Raw genomic sequence first — 15,725 nt, forward strand, 5'->3', positions numbered from 1 at the left:
TAAAGGGCTATCTTCACGGATGTGTAAGCCGTGGGGATAACCCTTTTTTCATTTCCCCCGGTTTCAGTTGTTCCTGCTTCCACCGGTTCAGGTGGCTTGTATGGGCCGTTACGGGTTGAGCCTGCAACCTACAATCGAATCAGACCTGTAAAGCTATTGCTGCCTTCGCTTCCTTTTTTTAAAGAAAGATAAATACGGTTGTCTTCTTTGCTCGCCAAGCATTCATAAAGTCCCGGTTGCACAGAAAGGAACGTCCCTCCCCATACACATTCAGGCTCCAGTCCACCACTTGTGGCTTCCTCCCCTGCTCCAATAAATAGGTTGCCTGAGGGAACCTTCAAAAACAGCCGTACAGCAGGCTTGTCGATATGATCTGTCATCACAACCTCATAGGTCCCATCGGCTCCAAGATTCAAAAAAGCTACATTTCCTTTGTTCAACTCGCCCAGCTCGTCCTCTTCGATGGACCACCAATCCGGATCATCGTCCAAGCGGTGCTTAAGTGCTTGCGTATCAAATAAGCAAAGAGTCGCCGTGTCTGTTGTAAATTGAAATGGACTGCTTGCCGTATTCATCATGCGATCCTCCTGATTTGGTCAGCGAATTTCTGTTTTTCCACGTCTTACGCTATCCATATTGCAATATACTTGAGGGAAAATCTCCCTGTATGTAAAGTATAGCAATGCTTGCAGGACCAGACAACATGTTGGGCTAACACCCATTCTACATAAAAAAGCCCTCCCTCACGATGTCGTGAAAGAAGACCGATTTGTAGATTTAAGCGATGCTAACCTGCTGTTAGATCAGAAAAGACTTAGTAATAATTACCAACAAAATAAACAATACCAAAATCGCTCCTGTGGATGTCCATGCTCCACCGTAACCTACTTCACCCATGTCTGAATCCCTCCTTGCGTTAAAGCTTACTCTTATCGTATGAAGAAAAGCGGATAACGACAGGGCGAATCGGCAAGTTTATTTGCCATGGAAGGGCTACTCAGAAAATGGACTGATACGTTTGAGATAGATCGCTAATGACTCGGGATGACAACTGGCAGAGAATGTCGTCCGTTCTTCGCAGTAACCTGCTCACATCCTTGTACTTCATTTTTTGAAGGAGCGGGGTTTCTAACTGGGATGAAAGAAATTGAGTGGTGCCTATAAATACGACAACATCCAATCCCGGGTTGGTTTCGGTATGTAATAAGTGCAGCAGGTCAGTCATGGACAGGAATCCGGGAGGGAAAAGGCTGTTGTTTTCTTTCATATATATAGCTTTTAACATGGAGGTCAAAGCCCAGTCACATAGGATAATGCAGCATTGGACTTGATTGTGCTTGTACAGGATTTGGGCTAGTTTCATGTGGTATTGAGATAGAGTGTGGAAATCGGTTATTGATTTATGTAGGTGTTGTGAGGGTCTGGATGGTTGGGTGGGACTTGGAATAAAGGTAGAAGGAGCTTCTTTCATATCTATTCCTCCAGAGAATTTCAATATTAGTCTTATTATATCCTAAAATAATACTTATAGATATAATGAATGCTAAATATACGATTCTTAATCTCATGTTTACCCAAGAAAATCTTGTCTACACTTTTTAGTATGAAGGGGTGTAGACAAATGCAGGACAAAGAAGTATTAAAGCTAGTTGGGGCTAGAATTAGAGTGTTACGCAAAGAAAAAGGCCTCTCACAAGAAGCTCTTGGGGAAAAAGGTGGCTTTCATTTTACATACATTGGACAGATTGAACGTGGAGAAAAGAATGTTTCTTTGATAAATGTAGCTAAGATCGCAAAAGCACTAGACGTAAACTTAATTCAGTTATTTTCATATGTAAGCGAGGACCCTAAAATTATGGAGTCTGATGAAGATGTTATACAAATTATTACGATGCTCAAAAAATCGAGTCCTGAGAAAGTACGTTTGGCGAAGAATGTGATAAGGGAGATTACAAATTAAAAGGATTTTTTTGTTTTCAAAATTGGGGAAGTATCAGGTCGTAGTAACTCTGACTTTACACGGGATAAATTAACGGGTTCTGTTTGTGGTTCTAAAGGTGATAAACTGATCCAACCATTCCCTTTCTCTGTAATTCGAACTTTTTCGTTTTTGGATAGCCCGCGATCCATTTTCTCCAATCCATCTTTCATAGCTTCTTTCAGCATTTCAATAAAGGCATGGGCGTCCAAAGATTGCTTTAGGGCCTTGTAGTTTTCTTCACGTCGTTCCTCAAAATCGGTAGATAAGTCATCATCCGGGTTCCGATATCGGTTCGCACCGACCGCCCATATTTCCTTACAGCGAAGCTTATCTCTTAATGCTTGCAAAACACTGATCTCATAATTCATACGATTTATGCGCTCTTGCCCTTTCTCGTCTTTCTCTACAATGATTTCTCTATTAACGTTACGTATGACTCCATCAATCGGGACATCTTCCAACAGGGGTAAATAGTGTTGGCCTGTATCTGAATACCTTTTGACCAGTTCCAGCGCGAGGATTACTGGCTGATGAACCTCGTTATTGGAGCGGAAGTCCAGGATACCCAATGGCTCCCATAGGAAGCACGGATAATCGTATGAACTTTCTCGCGATAAGCCGGGCCTGTATGCTTGCTCTCTTTTACTAGATCCCTCAATGTTTGCTCGTTGACGATTAGAAAGATCACATCCCGTACAATTCCATCCGGATTATTGACGGCAGATTGTGCTAGGTTAAATAAGATACCGTACTTATTGCCCACTTTCCGCAGGTCGTTCAGCCCGAACGCCGATACAGTGAACAATCTGAATGAGCAGTTCAATTAAATTATCTGTAATCTCCATGCTCTGGAGCCAAAAAAAAGGCCGACCAGAAGTTTCTGGCTGACCTAATAATACGAAAAAAAAGCAGAGACGGTAGACGCAGGCCGTTCCGCTCCTTTTACTCTTCTTCTTGTTAGGCATTCTATTTAAGATACCAAAACCCCATTACGCAGATTACCTCGTGGTATTTACGGCGTTGATTTCTTCGCTCATCAGACTAGGGTTTGTCTTCAAACTATAAAACAAGCAAAGAGTCTCAAGGATGAAGATCTGAAAACGGCAAAAGCGTATCACTTGAAGCTCACATTTTCGAAGTTGTGGAAGCAGGAAACGCCTGAGAAAGCGAAAGTGTTCTTGGATAGCTGGTATTTTTGGGCAACACATAATCAAATCCCTGATATGGTGAAATCTGCGAAAACGATTCGTCAGCATGCAACAGGGATCTTAAAGTGGTTTACATCGAAAATAACAAACGGTATTATGGAGGTCATTAACGGTCTTATTCAATGTGCCAAACGACGGGCACACGGCTACAGGTCGCTCAAAAACCTGAAGACGACGATTTATTTGTTCGCTGGCAGACTTAAGCTGAAGAAAGTCGAGATTTAAAACAAAAGAGAACCGCGATCAGTTTGGAGCCACAACCCGCTCATCTCACCGAACACGATTCCCTTGTCCGATTTTTATAGATTTACGTGACCCACGCTAAACTACGAATAACCCGAAATAACTATAAGGTCATAAAAACGACGGTGAAAATATGGAACAGACACAAGGATTTATTGAATTGAAGCTTTGATGAAAAAGGAGAAAGATAGGCGTATGTTCGAGCATTATCAAGACATTTATCAGCATTTGAAAGAAAAGAATGCACAAGAGATCTCAGAAATCATCGACAGAACGGAACGAACGGTCTACAAATAAGTAGTCGAACTACAAGTGACTACGCGGTTCCACACGAAGTCGGATTTCTGAAAAAATATTGTTGGGCTCTATCTCTTATTGGCGAATACATCAAGCGGGAGTTTGGTCATCCCTATTCTCTGCGTGGTATTTCTAAAATGGTGCACCGACTTGGACTCAATCACACCAAACCCACGTATAACTTGGCCGCGGCGGATGAAGCTAAGCAGAAGATATTTACCGAAGTGACTTTCCCCGGTTTGAAAAACGACGGGGGAACGAGCTGACTGCTCATACTGCCTCTTTTCGACGTTGCCCCTCAACATTCTACGAATGCTTGAAGCTCTAGCCAGACCAATGAAGAATCACATCGTTTGTGAAATACCCATGGATAAAGGGTCTGAAGATTTTTCCCTCAGACCCTTCTGTCATCAGTCCCGGCGGTGTTCGGTAGTATGGTGTTAACCTATCGTATCAACAAAGCCATATCCCAATCCGGGCTTTCCTCGTAAAGCAAAGAAGCTAGCACAAGTGCCACGCCCGCGGCACCCGTCAAAAAGCCCGCTTCATCCACTTGCTCATACTTGCCATTCACAAAATGTTCATCATAATAACCAAACTTCGACTCTGCCGCATACTTATCCAGCACAGCCACAACTAGTTCATCACGCATCACGCCAAGCGTCACATGACCCGTATCCGAATACATACGTTGAATCATATGAAGCAGTCCCCCTACACCGTGGCACAAGGTAGAGGCGGTGAGTCCACCCATAGTCTGGATGCGATTCTCTATCTCTACATACGCCTGCAATCCAATTGCGCTCCATTCCTGATTATCCATCGCTTGCCCAGCTAGCCAGATGGATCGTGCAATCCCAGGCACCCCATAGCACCAGGAGTCCCACGGGTCTCGGATACTGCTCGGATGCAATTCACCCTGAAGTACCTCTTCAACAGCGACTCGCCCCGGCCAGAACGTTCCCGCTTCACCGCTCACTCGCCATCGACATGTCCACTCGGTGAGCCGCCGTAGATCTGCACGCATCGCTTCTGTTGTCATGCCCTGCAATTGCGATAGACTCAGAAAAGCCAGCGGTCCTGAGATACCATGGGATAGACCTACGTTAAAATTCCCATTTGGATACTGCACCTTTTCATGTTCGAGGAACTGATTCGCAGACGGGATATGCCAAGCAGGGATCCGATGTCCTAGATAATCTTTTTCCCCACAGAAGACATGGATTACTTCAACAATCCGTTGCCAGATGATCTTCATCTGCGGTCGATCTGAGAAAGCCAACACAACTCGTCCAATTCCTGTCAAACCTTCGATTGTATCGTACTGACTAATACGCAATTGCCCTTCTTCCCACTGGTTTTTGCATATCTCTACATAATTTAACACGGCTTCCTCGAACCAACTAGCCAGTGTATCTAGCATGCCTTGGTAGCGCGTATTCTTTCGTGACAGAGCACGGACGCCTATCAAAATACCCGCTAACCCACTGTATAAAGATAGAGTATGAATACCTTGCTGTTCGATTACCTGTTGAATCTTTTGCAGGTAACTATGCCCTACCATATCCCAACCTTCATCAGGATATAACTGATCCAGTTGTCCCATTAATACACAAATACCTGTAAATCCACCCGAGAAGCTTGTGTCTGACCATCGTGCTACCTGTTTCCCTTCAATCACTTGCCCAGGAACTTGCTTCATCTGGGCACGTACCTGATCAGGATCCTTATAACGCTGCACAATCGCCTGCAACACTTGTGCTACTTGCTTTCTAACTTCCCCTTTTAAGGGGATCCATTGTGTTGATACCGCACTTGCCGCTTTCACCCTCAATCATCTCCTTCTAATTCACCCCAACTTCTTCTGCAAATGAACTTGCTTGCACTTGATACATCTGCGCATATACCCCACCTAAACGCATCAATTCAGCATGCGATCCCTGCTCAATGATCCGGCCGTCCTCCATGACTAAAATCTGATCCGCTAGACGCGCAGACGAGATACGATGTGTAATGAAAATCCCTATCGTATCTCTCATTAAATGTATGAACAATTGCAGTAAGTCCCGTTCAGCCAATGGATCCAAGAACGAGCTCGGCTCGTCTAGAACATATACATCCGCACTTCGCAGAATGGCTCTTGCAATTGCAATACGTTGCCACTGTCCCCCCGAAAGTTGATGTCCTTCATCGAACCATTTGCCAAGTTGTGTATCGAGACCGCTTGGCAAATTCGCAATCATTTGGTCAATAGCTGCAACTTTGGCTGCATCCATCAATCGCTCATCTTGTTCGAGCTCAGCCAATGAGCCGAAGCCAATATTATGGCGAGCCGACATTTCATAGTGAACAAAATCTTGAAACACAACCCCCATGCGTTCTTGGACTTGTTGCAGATCGTAGTCGAGAACATTACGGCCATTGACTTGGATGGTACCACGATAATCCGTGTACAATTGCATTAACAGCTTCACGAGTGTGGACTTACCCGAACCATTCTTCCCTACAATAGCCACAGTCTGCCCCTTCTTGAATGTCACATCCACTTCTCGAATCGTATCCGAATCTTGTCCTGGATAAGCGAAAGATACCTGATCGAACGAAATCTGTGTAATCTGGATACTTGCATTTGCGTCACACGATAGTTCTGTTGCATTGGGAAACTGTTTCTGTCGATGAACAGGATCTGACGTGGGCAATTGCAAGAACAAGAGCAATTGCTCCATGTAAAGATTGTTCTGTGAGAACTGGACAAGCCCCTGAATAACCCCCTTCGTCTGGTTCTGCGTGAGCAAAATCGCTTGGATATACCCATACAAACTCCCGATCATCATCGCTCCTATAAATGTCTCGTGAATTACAAGCCCAATTAACCAGAACAAAGCCACCATTTCTAGCATATCGTACAGAAAAGTAACTCGAATTCGCTTCAACAATATACGACGATCCACAAGGAAGAAGCCGTGCAACAAATCGCGGTATCGGTTTAACAAGTAAGAACCCAATTGGAATATTTTCACTTCCTTAAATGTGCTATCGTTTGTTAATAGATACGTCATGTACCACGATTCTCGATTCTGCGGAGTGCGATCCAAGTAGATTTGGAATTGTTCTCGATTGATTTTGAAAATCGAATAGATAGAAACCGTTGATATCATGAGAATCACGAGCACCACCCACCATTTCCACAGAACAAGTAAGATAGCAGATGAAATAAGTGTAATGAGTCCAGAAGCTATGCCAGCCATCTGGCTATACAATTGATAGGGGCGATAAGTGGCTTCTTGTGAAACCCTTTTTAATTGGTCATTAATCGAAGCATTCTCAAAATCAGCCAATCCCAACGTGGTTGATTTCTCGCAGATCATGACATTCATCGAATTGGAAATGACCGCCTGAAGATTACCCTCCACATAGCTTTGAGCGACGTCGATGAAATTCTTCAAAACATAGATGACGATGAACCAAACAAATTGAGAAAGTACCCAATATTCCCCTTCTTTCCATCCAACGGAAACACTATTCAACAAATTCTGTGTAACCATTAATGTCATCACAGGCACAGCGCCTTGAATGATGTGTAGTATCATACTTGGAATCATATACTGTTTATTCATGTGAAAAATCAATTGGAAGAGTTGCAGCCCGTGTCGAACCGTCTTCCAGAGTGAAGCTAATTCATGCTGACATCCCTTCCAAATAAAGTTCATTGGCTCTTCCTCCAATATTGCAACAAGCTATTAAGGGCATGACGAGCCATAATCATTACCTTACGTTCTTTATCTCGATCAATCCCAATCAAGCGGTTTAAGTACATATGAATCACACTGAATAGGATATCGTCTTTGTTGTTCATAAGAGTGCCCTGCCGCTCATGCTCAAGAAGTGCTTGCTGATAACACTTGACAGCCTCTTCCCTGTGCTGACCAATCTGATGAATCAGCTTACCTTCTTGATGCAATGATACTAATTCGGATGAATCCCTCCCTAACAACTGCAGGAATAAACGCCGTTCATTACGGAAGTCATCCAGATATTCTTTTACATCGAAGCGCTCATTGAGGAGCTCGTAAACCTTCTGCTCGTTGTAACCAAACTGAGTCATGTATTGTATCACACTACACACCGCCACGACCTCCTGACTTAGCTGTATCTGCTTAAATCGAAGCAGCCGAACCAAATTCGCTGTGACATCGCTGTCACAAGCAAACATACGTTCCGCTAATAGCATAAGCACAGGTCCACCATATCGTTCGATCTCTGGTTCATACGTATCCACAACAACCTTATTTATCATTCCATCTTGAAGTAACATAGTCGTCCATTCATGGAAGATTGGGATGAACGAAGATATGTCATTACCGCTTGGCATGTTGAACCGTACCCGAATATGACGAGTTGGATCGGAGTAACGAATGAAATACGCTTGTTCAATTACACCTGCCTCACGGCATTTCTGAACAAAATCTCCCCACTGACGACCAATGAATTCATCTTGGCGACTGTCTATCCCATAGAACTTGGCATAGAACCACGATCCACCCGGCAACTGCACACGCTGCGATGCATCAACAACAGTCAGGCGAGAGATTTCTGTCTCCTTACTTACCGCCACTTCCGCTTGGGTCAGATCCATCTCTTCCGTGCGTCTAACGAGTGGGAAGACAAATTCCGCCGTCAGGCGCCCATCGCTCCGCTGGATCGGCATACCCTCGAATCCCCCTATATGCTCGATCAGCGTCACTTGACCATTTGATTTCAAGTCTTTGCAGATCTCCTCCACATGCAGAGAATGCTCCATATCGAACAAGATACGATTATCGAATTGGGTCATATACACATACCGAGGTACTTTCCACTGTATACTGAATTCCCTAACCAGAAGCGCCAATTTCTCCTCGCTCTCGCGCTCAGATGTCTTGCCACTCAATTGTATACGCCATGTCGCTGGACTTAACACGATGTTCCCATACCTTAAACGCGGAGTAAAGGGGGATTGATCCATTACTCCCCATTCTAATGTCGACCATTGTCGATATCCTTCCTGACTAACTTCCACCAAAAACCGGTACACATTCGGTGCACCCTGGTAGTTCAGCATATGCCCCGCTGTCGGGATCACTTCGCAATTGTGCTTGCGTGACTTCAAATAAAACTTATCGTCTCGCACCCCAACCATCAGATCGGACACATGAATCTGTTGATCCTCTGGTACAGTGTGATTCGTGCCAATTCCGATTTCATAAGTGCGAAAATTTTCCGTGAGAACGACATTCGTCGATCTGGCTGCACTGGGTAAGTACGAAATCTCTGCAAGTAGTTTACCTGGTGATAGGCGTTGCTCTTCCTCATGAATCTCATTGAACATGTTTTTAAACGAGACACCCATTAAATCAATAAATCGTCCGAACGTTTTCCCCGCGCCACTCGATCCAGGATTCGGTCCAAGTACTAACGTGTACTCTCCGCGATTGAGCGCTTCCTGATCCTGCACAACCATTAAAAAGTAGAGTTCCATTGACGGAGTAGGAATTAACTCACTGGTGGTTTTATCAGATTCATCCTCCAAGATCTGTTGAATCCTTTCGTTCGTGAGAACAATCTCTTGTTCACCCTGATGCATACACGAGACGAACCATTTGAAGAGTAATTGTTCACACTTCGTACTGAATGGCACACTCGGATTCTTCAACTGCCTATGAACGCTGCTCGGATTTTGATAGGTGGCCGGTGCCCCTAACCCAATCTCCTCATCCAGCAACTCCAGAATTGGTATCTCTCGATACGGACCGTATTTCTCTAGGAATTCATTGCAGTATTCCTCCAGGTGTCGGTACTTACGCGTAGAAATTCGACTAAACAAATGTGCAACTTTCTCAACATCCTCACGAACCTGAGAGGGCAAGGTCACGGAACGGTCTTCCAAGGACAAGTCAACCTGTACCGTCGTCTTCACCTCCGCCAAAGCATTCATCATCTGTCGCAACTGAAGTAGTTGCTCCTCGCCCTGCCCAATTGATCGGCTATTATAAGAGCGAATATTCCGACGAATTTCATTGAGAGTAACCTTCCATTCATCTATACCCTCTACCCGATCCAACACAGACAAGATATGATCGAAGGGCTCTATACTCGTCGTCGGAGGTCGCAATTCCGAAATTAAGAATTCTTGTTCAAAAAGCTGCCAAATGTAATGATGAATCGTATCTAATTCTGCCTCCATGAAAGCACTCTTAATCCGGGATACGAGTTCTAGGTACGGAATTGGATTCATACTAGCTTCCATCACCAGATCGAATACTGCAGAGGCTCGTACGGATACGCTATCACTTTCTCCGACGCCGAGATCGCCATATCTCGCTACGTAAGGAATCTTTGCTCGTTCGCCTTGACGGTAGATAAGAGAGTTGCGCTGAATACGAAACTGAACCACAACTTCACGTTGTTTCTCGATCTTATCAACAATCTTTAACAACCATTCCATATCTGGTCGCACGCGTTTGCGATACGTAGCGATGCCTTCTATGTTCATCTGCGACTGTTCGGCGAATTGCCCGTAAGTCACACCGGAAAACAGGCCAAATGGTGTGGGACGCGTCATCATGCGGAGCAGATAGCGCATGAAACCTTTGATAGCCTGCGCTTTCTTTCGTGCATTCTGGTCATTACCAAGATGAGAAAGTGACTCAAGCAAGCTCGGGCTCGCTACCGCAATCGCTTCGCGAATGATCGGATCATTGGATAATTCGACAAGTTTATTTAGCGAATAACGCTTAAGCTCTTCTTGGTCTTTCCAATCGGAAGGAAAACACTGTATAAACAAATTGAATGGCAAAACAGGCGTACGAATCATAAAAAAATCGAGTGCACGATAAATATTGGGTTCTTTCGTCATGTTTCCTCCTAATTATAGTGGACTAAAAAAAAGATTTAGGGAGTAGTTTTAGAGCCTAAATACTTTCAGACCTCTTTACATTCGACACATACCCGAAATCTTTTATAATCCTAAATTTTGAAAGCACGTAACAGCGTTGAATCAAATAGAAGGATGATCAGTATGACTATAATAAAATGGAAAATATATAAAAAATGTTTATTACCAAAAATGAAGAATATTCACCTCTTCCCCACGAACAGGGCAAAGTAATCTCCATGTTAAATTATGAGTATTATTATTCTAAATCGGCTATGCTGAATTGATGAGCAAGTCAATCTCATCAACGGTAAAGTCACTAGTCGTACCGCATCACCACACTGCTCACATCCAAACTACGGTGCATTGGTTAAATGCTACTAGAGTAGAAAGTGGACATGGAGAACCGAGAATGCGAAAATAAAAAAATCAGCATTCGAGGTGAGCGATATGACTAAGAACTACGACAAAGAATTTAAAATCCAAACCGTACAGATGATGAAGAGAGTAAGTCGTTGGCGCAGGTAGCCCGCGAGCTTGGCATCAGCACGAACACGTTATATCGCTGGAAAGCTGAATATGTACAGCATGGAAAACAGGCTTTCCCAGGCAGCGGGAATTTGTCGCCCGCAGATCAGGCTATGCGTGGTCTGCAGAAGCAGATCCGTGAACTGCAGGAGGAAAACGAAGTCTTAGCACTACTTCGCAAAAGACCAGCGCTAATCTTTTCTTTCATCCACAATCACCACTTCTAGCTCCGTGTCGTGAAGATGTGTCTGTATTTAAGGTTTCACGAAGCAATTATTATGAAGGGGTAAAGAACAAGGGCAAGGAAACCCTGCGTAAGAAAAAACGGAAGGAGCTCGAGCAACGCATACGCCGAATCTTTTTGGATTCGTGTCGCCTTTACGGTAGCCGAAAAATAAAGGAAGCGCTAGAGCAGCAAGGCGTTTATGTGACGGGAAAAACCGTTGCACGCATCATGAAAGAACTGGGCTTTGCTTGAAATCGCGAACCATCAAGAAGTATAAAGCAACTACGAACTCTAAGCCTAACTTACCCGTACATGAAAACGTGCTGGACCGCGCGGCGAAGTTCTCCACTTTTCAGATCGTGGTAGCCAGTATGCTTTCCTGGAATACCAAGCACGATTGCAGAAATACGGGATGAAAAGCAGCATGAGCCGCAAAGACAATTACTACGATAACGCGTGTACAAGCCAAGAAGAGCATATTCGTGTATATTACCTGCTTCTATAATGGCAAACAAATTCATTCTGCCATCGGGTACTTAACGCCCAACCAATGCGAACGTGCGTACCGTCCCGCGGCGTAATCTTCTCAATTCTATGTGTCCAATCTATTCATTCACCTTTACTACACCCTAAAACAAGCTGCGGATTAACTTTTTTCTGTCTTCCTTTCTTTGGGGCTTCTTCTTTTCATTTGATTGGTTTCACTCCCGGGTTGCTACGAAAGACTATGTGGGTTTTATCTGTATCAACAATAATGCGTGCTTTTACATTCCTCTCTTACTCCAAATCCAGAAACTGATGATTGGACATATCACAACAATCCCGGTTAAGTACACCCAGAAGATCATACTTCCTTGTCCGCAAAGTACTCTCAAAATACTGACAAACGGATCATGCAGAAAACGAAGTTCAGAGACGATGACATAACTGCCAAGCAACCCTAAAATGGTGCATGCATACACAATTGAAACTCGTGTGATAAGGATAGAAAAAACACTGCATATCACAAGCACCGCAATGCTAGTCAGTACAAGAAGGAGATCGTATTGGATCGTTAGCCACAACACATTGCCATATCCAATCGATTCTGGCACTAAGTACACCACTGTCGATTGCGGATGAGAAAAGAACAACCATCCACACGCTAGCGCGACCAGCGTTGTCCCAAAGATAAACGAGACAATCAAAACGATCTGTGTAAGTAATTTAACTAGCCAGTGCTGATAGCGATCGAACGAACGTAACATATATATGCGATACGCACCCGAATGTATCTCATCAGCAAGCGACTCTACAAATAAGCCCGGCAACACAAACAATTGCAACAAGAACGACATATCCTTCATAATGAATACCGGCAGATTTAGTGCATCAACCGAAAACCACGAGCTTAGGTCAATTTTAATACCGCCTGTTAGACGTAAGAATCCAATATCGATCAATAGAGCGAGTAGATAAACGCATCCAAACGCTCGAATCCGCTTCCCCTTCCATATCCGTTCCAGTTCACTGATCCACAAGCCAGTGTTCACACGCCAACACTCCTAATTTAAATAATCTGCTCTCGTAAATTTTCTACGAGCAGCTACAATACATACGAAAAAGTAAATAACTAAACCCACGGCTATTGAAATTTGTGCATATTCATCGCCCGTCAATGCCTTCTCCACACCAACAATCTGCATACCTGGAATTAACCCTGCATAAATCAAGGCAAGCAAGAATGCATTTTCCGTTATTAAAGGACTTCCCGGATCGAAAATACTTGTAGCAAATATTGATATAATGATATAGATCATCGCAATACCAATTGTACGGGCCGCAGTCCTACAGTACATGGCAATCCAAATAAACAACCCCCCCCCCCCCGATCAATGTAGCGAAATCAAGTGCATATTGTTTCAAAGTATAGAATAGTATTGCAACATTTGTGGAAGGAATCCTATTCCCTGATATCATTACCTCTGGGGGAGATGGAAGTTTCATTACGCCAAAAATCGTAAACGATACGCCTAAAATAACCATCATCAACAGGATGAATAAATTCATTATCATCCATTTGCTAACAAAGATTTGACCCCGAGAATAGCTTCTTAAAAAAAACATTCGCAATTTACCACCCTGAAACTCTTCTGTGTATAAGAGACCAGCCAACAGCGCGACCATTAAATTCCCAAATAAATATATACTTTCTTTCATCCCTCTCGATGCCGACATGCTCGCAGCTACATAGAATGGGCTATCAGGTAAATGTCGCTGATCAACCCACACAAAATATGTTATCAATGCATAAGCAAACGGAATGCAAGAAACTAATATGAACCATGCCCATTTCTGATGGATCAACTTCTCGAATTCAATCCTGATTAACACTTTCATGACAACATCAACTCCAAGAATGCGTCTTCTAGCCTCTGACCATCCACAATCAAATCATTCACATTCCCCGTCCATATGACCACCCCTGCTCGAATAACAATGAGATGGTCACACATGAGTTGCAGCTCATCTAGAAGGTGGCTGGATACGAAGAATGATAAACCTCGTGATTCCCTCAGCCGGAGGATCAGATTACGAAGTTCCCGCATACCTAGCGGATCAAGTCCATTGGATGGCTCATCCAAAAGCAGCAGGTCGGGGGACCCTAACATAGCTTGCGCGATACCTAATCGTTGCTTCATCCCTAACGAATAAGTCTTCACTTTATCATCTGCTCGGGACTGCAATTCCACACTCTGGAGCAACTGATCGATGTGCTTTTCTCGATCTGCTGAGCGAATTTCAGAGTGCAATCGAGATAAATTTCGAAGCACCTGCCTTCCGGTCATATACTCAAAAAAGATGGGGGATTCTATAATCGCCCCTACATTAGCTAGTGCCTGTTTTCTTTGCTTTTGCACATCATATGTCCCAATGCGAATCGCTCCGCTTGTTGGCTGGATAAGCCCTGTCATTAATCGCATTAATGTTGTTTTTCCTGCTCCATTAGGGCCTATAAATCCGTAGATCATACCTTTTTCCAATTTAAAGGACGTCTCTTGAATAAGAGTCTTATTACCTATTCGCTTCGTCACACGATCCACTTCCAGAATCAGTTCGGTCATCAGTCACACCTCTGTATGCTATATTGGTTACTCTCTTCCTTTCACTACAAAAAAGTGCAGACATCTGTCTTGCATTAGCCCACACGACTAACAACTAGACAGAAGCCTGCAGAACGTTAACATTACTGACTACATATGATCATACTTGGTTTTTTATTAACAAAGTCTCGATGTTGTTTTACCACAAGGCACAGTTCCGCACTCACTAGATCCACAATTCGGTCCAGTAATACATCCTGGAGTGCAAGCAAACACACTGGTAACTTGAGGCTCGATTTTACCAACATTTTTGCTTACTTGTACATCAAGATCAAATTGATTATTAGACATAATAACTACCTCCTCAGATTTTCATTGTCTCTCGGTATTTCACCAAGCTAGACAAATTCCTAATTAGAGAAGCAGTGATAGCAATCTATACCGGCGCCAATACAGATAGCGCGATCCAGCTCCTCTATTACAAATTATATTATAGATTCTATTTTTTACTAGGGTTACATTTTTCTCCCCCCTATCGCATAACGTAATTGTTGTCAAACAATCCTCGCCGTCTTGCTACTTTGACTGCGTCTTTGCAACTACCCACATCTAGCTTTGTGAGTATATGTTTCACATGTGTTTTAATTGTTTCCGGTTCGACATGCAGAACTTCGCTTATTTTTGATTTAGAGTACCCTTCGTGTAGATACACGATTACTTGTCGCTCGGTCCGCGTAAGGGAGCGTTCAAGCTCTTCCAATCTTAGTTTGCGGAACTCATCGCACAGCACGCTAGCAGCGTCAGGATGAATCGCTACGCGATTATGATACGCATCGCGAATAGCCGCAGCAAGATCCATGTAGTTCTTCTTCATAATATAGTTGACGGCTCCAACGCTAAAGGAGTCTGCAATCACTTCCAAATTATCTACTGAAGATAAGATAATAATGCTAACATGTTTTCTCATCAAAATCTCTCTCACTGCATCCAACCCATCATACTGCGAAGAGGTCAGTGTTACATCCATCACGATAACATCGACTTTATACTGTTCTGCAAAATGAATGGCTTCCTGCTCCGTTGCTATACTTGCGACATATTTCATATCTGGCTGCTGCTTCACATATTTGCAGATTAAATCACGCCATACCGAATCAGTCTCCACATGTAACACACTGATAAACTCCATAATTTGTAATAGCCGCGCTATATTTCCTAACAACAAACCTAAAGGTATACTTTTTAG

The 15,725-nt window shown here is 43.6% G+C and carries 15 protein-coding genes and 1 pseudogene; 4 read left to right on the forward strand and 12 right to left on the reverse strand.

The window, feature by feature from the left end; translation table 11 throughout:
• Positions 1–128: 128 nt before the first annotated feature.
• Positions 129–578: a DUF6386 family protein gene (locus ACQW03_RS02870; RefSeq protein ID WP_160789799.1), complete on the reverse strand. Its 450-nt coding sequence runs from the start codon at positions 576–578 to the stop codon at positions 129–131.
• A gap of 220 nt (positions 579–798) precedes the next feature.
• Positions 799–897 carry a hypothetical protein gene (locus tag ACQW03_RS02875; RefSeq protein ID WP_014599622.1) on the reverse strand — a complete coding sequence of 33 codons (99 nt, stop codon included), beginning with the start codon at positions 895–897 and terminating at the stop codon, positions 799–801.
• Between the two features lie 724 nt (positions 898–1,621).
• Between ACQW03_RS02875 and ACQW03_RS02880 the strand changes: the two genes are divergently transcribed.
• A complete protein-coding gene (locus ACQW03_RS02880; RefSeq protein ID WP_076292525.1) occupies positions 1,622–1,960 on the forward strand; it encodes a helix-turn-helix domain-containing protein in 339 nt (112 codons plus the stop codon).
• On the opposite strand, the gene ACQW03_RS02885 is transcribed toward ACQW03_RS02880, so the two are convergent.
• Positions 1,957–2,550 (reverse strand): hypothetical protein, encoded by a 594-nt coding sequence (locus tag ACQW03_RS02885; protein ID WP_220031041.1) that lies wholly within the window; start codon positions 2,548–2,550, stop codon positions 1,957–1,959. The two genes, ACQW03_RS02880 and ACQW03_RS02885, sit on opposite strands and share 4 nt — an antisense overlap.
• 492 nt (positions 2,551–3,042) lie before the next feature.
• On the opposite strand from ACQW03_RS02885, the gene ACQW03_RS02890 reads away from it, so the two are divergent.
• Positions 3,043–3,414, forward strand: a complete 372-nt coding sequence (locus tag ACQW03_RS02890; protein ID WP_441952286.1) for an ISL3 family transposase — start codon at positions 3,043–3,045, stop codon at positions 3,412–3,414.
• 362 nt (positions 3,415–3,776) lie between these two features.
• Positions 3,777–3,995 (forward strand): helix-turn-helix domain-containing protein, encoded by a 219-nt coding sequence (locus ACQW03_RS02895; RefSeq protein ID WP_441952288.1) that lies wholly within the window; start codon positions 3,777–3,779, stop codon positions 3,993–3,995.
• A gap of 179 nt (positions 3,996–4,174) precedes the next feature.
• Here ACQW03_RS02895 and ACQW03_RS02900 read toward each other — a convergent pair whose 3' ends face one another.
• Genes ACQW03_RS02900 through ACQW03_RS02910 form a run of 3 tightly spaced genes read right to left on the reverse strand, consistent with a single transcriptional unit; the run spans position 4,175 to position 10,624 of the window.
• The gene (locus ACQW03_RS02900) at positions 4,175–5,557 is read right to left on the reverse strand and encodes a lanthionine synthetase C family protein (RefSeq protein ID WP_441948168.1); all 1,383 of its coding nucleotides are present in this window, start codon (positions 5,555–5,557) and stop codon (positions 4,175–4,177) included.
• 16 nt (positions 5,558–5,573) lie between these two features.
• Positions 5,574–7,439, reverse strand: a complete 1,866-nt coding sequence (locus tag ACQW03_RS02905) for an ABC transporter ATP-binding protein (RefSeq protein WP_441948170.1) — start codon at positions 7,437–7,439, stop codon at positions 5,574–5,576.
• A complete protein-coding gene (locus ACQW03_RS02910) occupies positions 7,436–10,624 on the reverse strand; it encodes a lantibiotic dehydratase (RefSeq protein WP_441948172.1) in 3,189 nt (1,062 codons plus the stop codon). The genes ACQW03_RS02905 and ACQW03_RS02910 overlap by 4 nt, the downstream gene beginning before the upstream one ends.
• Before the next feature lie 468 nt (positions 10,625–11,092).
• Here ACQW03_RS02910 and ACQW03_RS02915 point away from each other — a divergent pair.
• Positions 11,093–11,977 (forward strand): annotated as a pseudogene (locus ACQW03_RS02915) (IS3 family transposase).
• 183 nt (positions 11,978–12,160) lie between these two features.
• On the opposite strand, the gene ACQW03_RS02920 reads toward ACQW03_RS02915, so the two are convergent.
• The 6 genes from ACQW03_RS02920 to ACQW03_RS02945 form a co-directional block, all read right to left on the reverse strand.
• The gene (locus ACQW03_RS02920) at positions 12,161–12,928 is read right to left on the reverse strand and encodes a hypothetical protein (protein ID WP_441948174.1); all 768 of its coding nucleotides are present in this window, start codon (positions 12,926–12,928) and stop codon (positions 12,161–12,163) included.
• A 12-nt stretch (positions 12,929–12,940) separates the two neighbouring features.
• Positions 12,941–13,252, reverse strand: a complete 312-nt coding sequence (locus ACQW03_RS02925) for a hypothetical protein (RefSeq protein ID WP_441948176.1) — start codon at positions 13,250–13,252, stop codon at positions 12,941–12,943.
• The gene (locus ACQW03_RS02930; protein WP_441948178.1) at positions 13,224–13,775 is read right to left on the reverse strand and encodes an ABC transporter permease; all 552 of its coding nucleotides are present in this window, start codon (positions 13,773–13,775) and stop codon (positions 13,224–13,226) included. The genes ACQW03_RS02925 and ACQW03_RS02930 overlap by 29 nt, the downstream gene beginning before the upstream one ends.
• Positions 13,772–14,500 (reverse strand): ABC transporter ATP-binding protein, encoded by a 729-nt coding sequence (locus ACQW03_RS02935; RefSeq protein ID WP_053325120.1) that lies wholly within the window; start codon positions 14,498–14,500, stop codon positions 13,772–13,774. The genes ACQW03_RS02930 and ACQW03_RS02935 overlap by 4 nt, the downstream gene beginning before the upstream one ends.
• Positions 14,501–14,656: 156 nt before the next feature.
• Positions 14,657–14,830 carry a gallidermin/nisin family lantibiotic gene (locus ACQW03_RS02940; protein WP_081047461.1) on the reverse strand — a complete coding sequence of 58 codons (174 nt, stop codon included), beginning with the start codon at positions 14,828–14,830 and terminating at the stop codon, positions 14,657–14,659.
• A 181-nt stretch (positions 14,831–15,011) separates the two neighbouring features.
• A complete protein-coding gene (locus tag ACQW03_RS02945) occupies positions 15,012–15,653 on the reverse strand; it encodes a response regulator transcription factor (protein ID WP_441948181.1) in 642 nt (213 codons plus the stop codon).
• Between the last annotated feature and the right edge of the window lie 72 nt (positions 15,654–15,725).

It is taken from the genome of Paenibacillus sp. DRB1-1 (genome assembly GCF_052119485.1).
GTDB lineage: Bacteria > Bacillota > Bacilli > Paenibacillales > Paenibacillaceae > Paenibacillus > Paenibacillus polymyxa_B.

What these genes read in the sequence shown, in the direction of transcription:
- ACQW03_RS02940 (WP_081047461.1), bottom strand. Translation starts at nt 14,830, where the DNA reads ATGTCTAATAATCAATTTGATCTTGATGTACAAGTAAGCAAAAATGTT.
- ACQW03_RS02910 (WP_441948172.1), bottom strand. Translation starts at nt 10,624, where the DNA reads ATGACGAAAGAACCCAATATTTATCGTGCACTCGATTTTTTTATGATT.
- ACQW03_RS02870 (WP_160789799.1), bottom strand. Translation starts at nt 578, where the DNA reads ATGATGAATACGGCAAGCAGTCCATTTCAATTTACAACAGACACGGCG.
- ACQW03_RS02875 (WP_014599622.1), bottom strand. Translation starts at nt 897, where the DNA reads ATGGGTGAAGTAGGTTACGGTGGAGCATGGACATCCACAGGAGCGATT.
- ACQW03_RS02930 (WP_441948178.1), bottom strand. Translation starts at nt 13,775, where the DNA reads ATGAAAGTGTTAATCAGGATTGAATTCGAGAAGTTGATCCATCAGAAA.
- ACQW03_RS02880 (WP_076292525.1), top strand. Translation starts at nt 1,622, where the DNA reads ATGCAGGACAAAGAAGTATTAAAGCTAGTTGGGGCTAGAATTAGAGTG.
- ACQW03_RS02935 (WP_053325120.1), bottom strand. Translation starts at nt 14,500, where the DNA reads ATGACCGAACTGATTCTGGAAGTGGATCGTGTGACGAAGCGAATAGGT.
- ACQW03_RS02905 (WP_441948170.1), bottom strand. Translation starts at nt 7,439, where the DNA reads ATGAACTTTATTTGGAAGGGATGTCAGCATGAATTAGCTTCACTCTGG.